Genomic DNA, 6,521 nt, shown 5'->3' on the forward strand with positions numbered 1-6,521 from the left:
GCTTCATTATTAGACAAGTTCATTTTTCCTTGCCTCACTAGAAAATTTCGCCGCATATTCCCCCGCCGTATGCCCCGTCACAAGTGCACACGTAATATTATAACCACCCGTGTAGCCATTAATATCTAAAACTTCACCGCAGAAAAATAAGCCCGGCATCAGTTTCGACTGCATCTCTTTCGGCATGATTTCCTTCGTCTGCACGCCGCCACCCGTCACAAATGCTTTCTCAAAATCAAGCGTCCCGTCTACAGTAAAGACAAAACTTTTCAAAAGCTGCTCAAATGCCTCCCATTTTTTCGGACTCTCCTGCTTATAATGATTTTCCGGATTAATGCTCACTTTTTCCAAAAGAAAGAGCAATAATTTTTCTTGGATTAAAGGGGAAAGCGCGTTTTTAACAGCTTTTTTTGGATTTTCCTCTAACAGCTTAAAGACGTTCTGATGTACTTCTTCTAGCCCAAGGTCCGGAAACAAATCGAGTTCCATCGTCACAAGATCCTGCTTCCTAAGCGCCTGATTAACAAACATACTACACCGAAGTGCTGCTGGACCTGAAATGCCAAAATGCGTAAAAATCATATCCATACGGTGCGTCACCACAATTTTATTTTTCTTCCCTAAAACCGAAAGCGACACATCACGAAGCGAAATCCCTTGAAGTGCGCGCGACATAATGAACGGCTCTTGCGACGTAATCGGAACTTCTGTCGGATAAAGTTCCGTTATCGTATGCCCCGCGTCCTTTGCAAAACCATAGCCGTCCCCCGTTGAACCCGTACGCGGAACCGATTTCCCGCCAACCGCCACAATGACGCTATACGCTGTCTTCACCTGTCCGTCCAGAAGCTCGACACCCTTCACCTGCCCATTTTCATACAATACCTTTTTAACAGGCGTCTTCATAAACACCGTAACCCCAAGCTTCTCCATTCGACTTATCATCGCATCGGCGACCGACCGTGCACTATTTGACACCGGAAACATTCGCCCATGATCTTCCTCTTTTAAATGCACGCCAAGTTTTTCAAAGAACGCAATAATATCCTCGTTATCAAATTGGTGAAACGCGCTATACAAAAAACGGCCATTCCCTGGCACATGCCGAATGATTTCCTCTACAGGTAAACGATTGGTGACATTGCACCGACCGCCGCCCGATAAAATCAATTTGCGCCCAAGCTTCGGCCCCTTTTCAACGAGCAACACCTTTTTATTCTTCTCCGCCGCCTGAATAGCCGCCATTAAACCAGACGGGCCACCACCAATTACAATCACATCAAAATCCATATTTTCCCCTCATTTTATCCTTATTTCTCAAAATAAAACCTGAGAGCTGTTCTCAGGTTTTATAACTAATTTCGATTCATATTTGTAAAAATCAAGATAAGACGAAGCAACTCTAGAACAGCTACAGCCATTGCTGCAACGTAAGTCATAGCAGCTGCACTAAGCACTTTTTTCGCCTGTGGATTCTCTGAAGAGTCTAAAAAACCACCATCTTCAAGTTGTACAAGTGCACGTTTACTCGCATCAAATTCAACAGGTAAAGTAATGACTTGGAACAATACACCTACAGCCATTAAAACAATTCCGATTAACATAAGGCTTGGAATCGTTGCAAGCATCCCAATGATTAAAAACACCCACGAAATGTTTGAACTAAACATCGTTGCTGGCACTAATGCCGAACGGAAACGCATAAAAGCATAACCTTCTTTATCTTGAATCGCATGACCAACTTCGTGAGCGGCTACTGCTGCTGCCGCAATCGTTGCTTCATGATAGTTTGATTCTGAAAGGAATACTGCTTTTTTGCTTGGATCATAATGATCGCTCAAAACACCTTTTGTGGCGTGCACCGGCACATTAGAAAGACCGTTTCTATCTAAAATCATTCGTGCAACTTCAGCACCTGTTTGGCCACTTCTTACACGCACTTTTGAATACTGCGCATACGTGCTTTTAACACGAAATTGTGCCCAAAGTGGAATCGCTGCGACAATAAAAAAATAAATTATATAAGATCCTAATGACATTTAAATCATCTTCCTCCTAATACTAACTTTGATTAGTTTTAATTATAAAGTATCTTTGCGCGCTTCTCAATAGGTTTCACTCACTATGAGAAAATTCTAATCTTAAAATAATTCAAGTTTCAGACGATCTTCTTTTAACGTCTTCCGGTACACATAAATCAGAACAAAAATCGTGAGCCAGAATGTCGCATAACCAATATACGGTAAAAAGCGCTCTAAGCCCATATAAATTGGCATTTGCCCAAATAAGTAGTCAATCACATCGTTATGTAATACCCAAACGGCCGCAACCATAAAATGCCCAATGCGAAAGCGATAAAAAGGTGCATAAAGCATCGCTTGGATAGCCATAAAGCCATGGCTAATCATGAGCATAACACCCGTCCAAATAATCGTTTGTTGGTCAATCATTAAGAAAACATTCATGCCTACTGCCCATAAACCGTATTTCATCAAACTTACAAACGCCAGTGCTTCCATCAGTGGCCAATGTTTTTTAGCCAAAAAAGCCGCAATCACAAAAAAGAAAAACAAAACAGCAGTCGGGCTATCGGGAACAAACAGCCAAAATATCGGTCGTGTTATTTCTAGTTGCGGAATATACCAAATGTAGCCATAAATAGCACCTAACAAGTTCACAATCAAAAGCAACCGCAAAAACGTACGGTTTTGTAGTAACGCATACACAAACATTTTCCCCCAATCTCAAAAAAAACACAAAACTAGGCATGCTTTTAAGTTAATGGGCGCAAAACGCTCGAACTTAAAAACTTGCCCAGTTTTTAGCCATATCTATTCTTTCATTTCCTTTAAAAATGCCGTAAGTTCTAAGAAACGTTCTTTATCACCCGCATCAATCGCACGGTCAATTTCCTTTTGAACCGATTCCATCATGAAACTACTGAGCGTACGATCTAAGAAGTCTGTCGCAAGCTGCTGTTCTTCTTCGCCAATTTGCAAGTCTTTATGTGGGTTATCTTCACGTACAAGCGCATATTCAGGAGAACTAAGCGCGTCGCTAAAATGAAGTACAATATATAATTCCTCGTCCCAATTTAAACGAATATCATGAAATGCTTTTTCCGGGTTACTCGTTGTTAACTTTCCTTTAAAAAAGCGGAATGGTTCAAAGTCCACACCTTCAGCAGAAAGAACGAGCCCGCGATTGCAGCCTTCTAAGTCATCTACAAAATGCACATATTGTATAATTTGATCATGACCCGCAATATAGTTTAACACCCACATTGCTTCCCGCATCTTCATTTGATGCGTATTTAAAAGCCAGCGAATAAAATCTTTCTTCTCATCTACAGAAATGGATGCCTTCATCACACTCACTCCTTCCGAAAGTTGATTAAAACTCAAGTAAATTTCGAATTTCCGCATCCTCAGGCTCAAAATTCAAGTAACGCTCGAAAATTTCGCGAGCTTTCTGAGTTTCTCCTTCTTCTCGCAGGAATAAACCATATTCCCGTAAAAAAGTCGGATTGTCTTCAAAATGAGGATAAGCTTTTTCAAAATTTTCTTTTGCTTTATTATATTGTTCCACGCCGCTGTATGCAACACTTAAGTCCCAAAAAATTTGCGGCTCCGTCACAAGCTCCTCAGAAAGTGCCTCTGTAACCTCAAGCAAACCTTCAAAATCTTCTTTTGCTAAAAGGAGTTTGTTTAGTTCTAAAATAGCCGCCGAGTACTCCTCATCCAACACAATTGCTTGCCTGAAAAACTCCTCTGCCGCATCTAGTTTCCCTAAACGGTCTGCCACTTTTCCAGCCTCGAAAAAAAGCTCTTTATTAAATTCATCATATTTCAAGCCCTCCGTAAGCGCCTGAAGTGCCTTCTCCTGTTCGCCGTTTTCCTGATAGCTTTTCGAAAGATACGGATAGAGCGTCGTGTACGCCGGGTCGTGTTCCTTCAAATGTTCAAACGCGTGAATCGCCTTCACATACTCCCTCGCCTGAAATGCTGTAAGCCCAAGTCCAAACAACGTATCCACCGATTCATGTTCTGAAAGTGCCTTTTCATAAAACGGCAACGCCTCTTCAAACGCCCCGCTCGCGCTATAAGCTTCGGCAATACGTTCATAAACGGAAATCGTACCTTGTGCAAGTTCCGTCACGCCTGTATCAAGCACCGCCTGATAATGCTGCACGGAAAGCGCAAATCTTCCTTGTGACAAATAATATTCCCCGAGTGCAAAATCAATAATCGCTTCATTTGGCGCTAATTTTTTTGCCTCAAGCAGTTTTTGCTCTGTCACTTCAAACAAGCCTTGCATTTGATACAAATCAGCCAAAACAAGCAAACTTTCAAGATAAGCCTCATCTTGTTTATTCACTTTTTCCAAATATTCCTGCGCTGTATCAATATCGTCTTTTTCAAGTGCCACTTCTGCCGCTCGAACAAGAAGTGCCCCTTCATCTTTATAATTCGCAAGCAAAAGCTCATATAAGTCCTCCGCTTCATCTAAAAAGCCCAAGCTAAACAATTGCTCAGCAAGAAAAAATTGCTCCTCGTCAGAACCGTTTTGAATTGCCAAATCAAAATATTTTTTAGCCAAAACCATATCTTCGTGCTCTAATGCATGTAACATCTTTTCAGCATTTTCCATAACGCACCCCCGTGTCCATTGAAATCATGGGTACTATTATATCACTAATTGCTACGATACGGAAGGTCATGCTCCAATTGGTCTTGTAAACATCTGCCAATATTTTATCGGTTTATTTAAGGTGTTGCTGTAGATATTTGTCGAAATAGCTCTTCTCTATTTTTCCGTACTACGTTTTTAAGTCTGACTCCTAATTCGTGAGAACCTGATAGTTACTCGAGGAAAAATATTTACTTCAACCTCACTACCAGATTTTTTTGTTCACATCCGAGCTCCTACTCACTTGACAAACTGCCTCTCATACCTAGCAACATACTGATTTTTATACTTTTGAACATAGCTAAAAAGATATGAGTATACTAATTTCTCTGTAGAGTTAGTTTTCTCATATCTTTTTCGGTAGTGCAACTTCTATACAGTGAATACAGTTAGTTTTTGTTAGCTATTGGCAACTTGATTATCAGTCTTGTGATTGAGTGCCTTTTTTGTTTTTTGATTATTCATATTCAATATAGATTTTACTCAAACGATTATTTTCTAAAAATGAAATAATCGTTTGAACTATTTCTTCTAGATCATCTTTCATTGAAATTTGATTAATTTTATTAATATCAAAACGTTTTAATTGATTAATAGTAAGAGAATTATCTTTTATCAACCATGGTGAATCATCATACCATCCTTCATGATTAAAATATTCCTTCACAATTCCCTCTTTTTCTACATTACAATCTAATAAGTTATCTAAAGTAGTCTCGAAATAGCCATTCCAAATTACAAGTTTATTATTATCAGCAACAAAGGTAAGCTCTGCTTCGCCCTCAAAACCTTCATAAAACCTACTATCAATCATTTTATTCATTCCTTCCAATGACCCTTATCTAAAATTTTTATTTGTTCTGGAGTAGCATTTCCTGCTTTTCTAGCATTTATAGCATCATACCATCTATATCCTTCTACCCATTCATTATCACCAACTTTAAAGAATGTTTGTGGCTTGTTTCCTCCATTCCCAGGTACTGTTCTTTGAACAACCCATGTATTACCTTGTTCTACAGGTGCTCCTGGAGTTCTTGTATGCCACCTTACTTCATACTTAAATTGACCATCATTCCACTTATAAGTAAGTTGTTCATAACCGGCATTCATAGTCTTGGCATTAATTTTTGCACTGTCAGGAATACCTACTGGTGCAGTCTGCTTATATTGATTAGCCATTCTAAATTTTTCTGCTTCGGACAAACTAGAAAGTTTAGGAATATTAGCCCCGCTAGCTTTCTCATACGTCATACTCCCCCGAATCGCCGCCGTACTCAAGCCTAGCCCCATCACCACGTCCATCAGTCCACTTTCATCCAGCGTACCTTTCACCGATTCCACATACGCTGATGCCCGAAGCGTACCACCAGCCATACCGGTGTATTGCGTGCCGTCCATATAATAGGTGCCGGTTTTCCACGATTCAGTGATTTTTTTGTTTAACTCCTCATTCGTGATAATTTGGTAGTCACTTGGGTCTAAGTACTTTCCTGCCTTGTCTAAGTATTTCTTCAGTTTCGGGTCATTCACACCCACTCCGTTTTGTTCAAGCAGCCACATCACTTGCGGCTTTCCCTCCGCATCGTAGTACACCACTGCCAAAACTTGATAGGCTTTCAGCGCTTCGACCAGTTTTGGGTCTACGCCGCGAACGGTATTAAGCCGCTGTTTCAAGGCATCCATCGACTGGGTATAGCCTTTCGGATATGTATAGGTGCCGGTTTGGGCGTTAAATTCGACTTCCTGCAAGAGTTGTCGCATCGTTCTTTGTGCTGTCATCACAAGCGCTAAAAGTTCTTGGAAAAAGTGGGTATGACTTTGCTCAAATTGCA

General features: G+C 40.5%; 7 protein-coding genes. All 7 read right to left on the bottom strand.

Annotation, left to right across the window (positions count from 1 at the left end; translation table 11 throughout):
* Window positions 1-9: 9 nt before the first annotated feature.
* A complete protein-coding gene (locus BN1609_RS02535; RefSeq protein WP_088808558.1) occupies window positions 10-1,290 on the bottom strand; it encodes an NAD(P)/FAD-dependent oxidoreductase in 1,281 nt (426 codons plus the stop codon).
* A 65-nt stretch (window positions 1,291-1,355) separates the two neighbouring features.
* Window positions 1,356-2,039 carry a zinc metallopeptidase gene (locus BN1609_RS02540; protein ID WP_088808557.1) on the bottom strand — a complete coding sequence of 228 codons (684 nt, stop codon included), beginning with the start codon at window positions 2,037-2,039 and terminating at the stop codon, window positions 1,356-1,358.
* A gap of 102 nt (window positions 2,040-2,141) precedes the next feature.
* Entirely contained in the window at window positions 2,142-2,732 is a 591-nt protein-coding gene (locus BN1609_RS02545) for a DUF1405 domain-containing protein (protein ID WP_179946361.1), read from the bottom strand.
* Window positions 2,733-2,831: 99 nt separating this feature from the next.
* Window positions 2,832-3,368 carry a ReoY family proteolytic degradation factor gene (locus BN1609_RS02550; RefSeq protein ID WP_088808556.1) on the bottom strand — a complete coding sequence of 179 codons (537 nt, stop codon included), beginning with the start codon at window positions 3,366-3,368 and terminating at the stop codon, window positions 2,832-2,834.
* A 25-nt stretch (window positions 3,369-3,393) separates the two neighbouring features.
* A complete protein-coding gene (locus BN1609_RS02555; RefSeq protein WP_088808555.1) occupies window positions 3,394-4,650 on the bottom strand; it encodes a tetratricopeptide repeat protein in 1,257 nt (418 codons plus the stop codon).
* A 496-nt stretch (window positions 4,651-5,146) separates the two neighbouring features.
* Window positions 5,147-5,503, bottom strand: a complete 357-nt coding sequence (locus BN1609_RS02560) for a hypothetical protein (RefSeq protein WP_088808554.1) — start codon at window positions 5,501-5,503, stop codon at window positions 5,147-5,149.
* A 5-nt stretch (window positions 5,504-5,508) separates the two neighbouring features.
* On the bottom strand, window positions 5,509-6,521 hold a 1,013-nt coding region (locus BN1609_RS13955; RefSeq protein WP_179946615.1), incomplete at its 5' end, for a transposase.

The organism is Listeria sp. ILCC797, from assembly GCF_900186185.1.
GTDB lineage: Bacteria > Bacillota > Bacilli > Lactobacillales > Listeriaceae > Listeria > Listeria goaensis.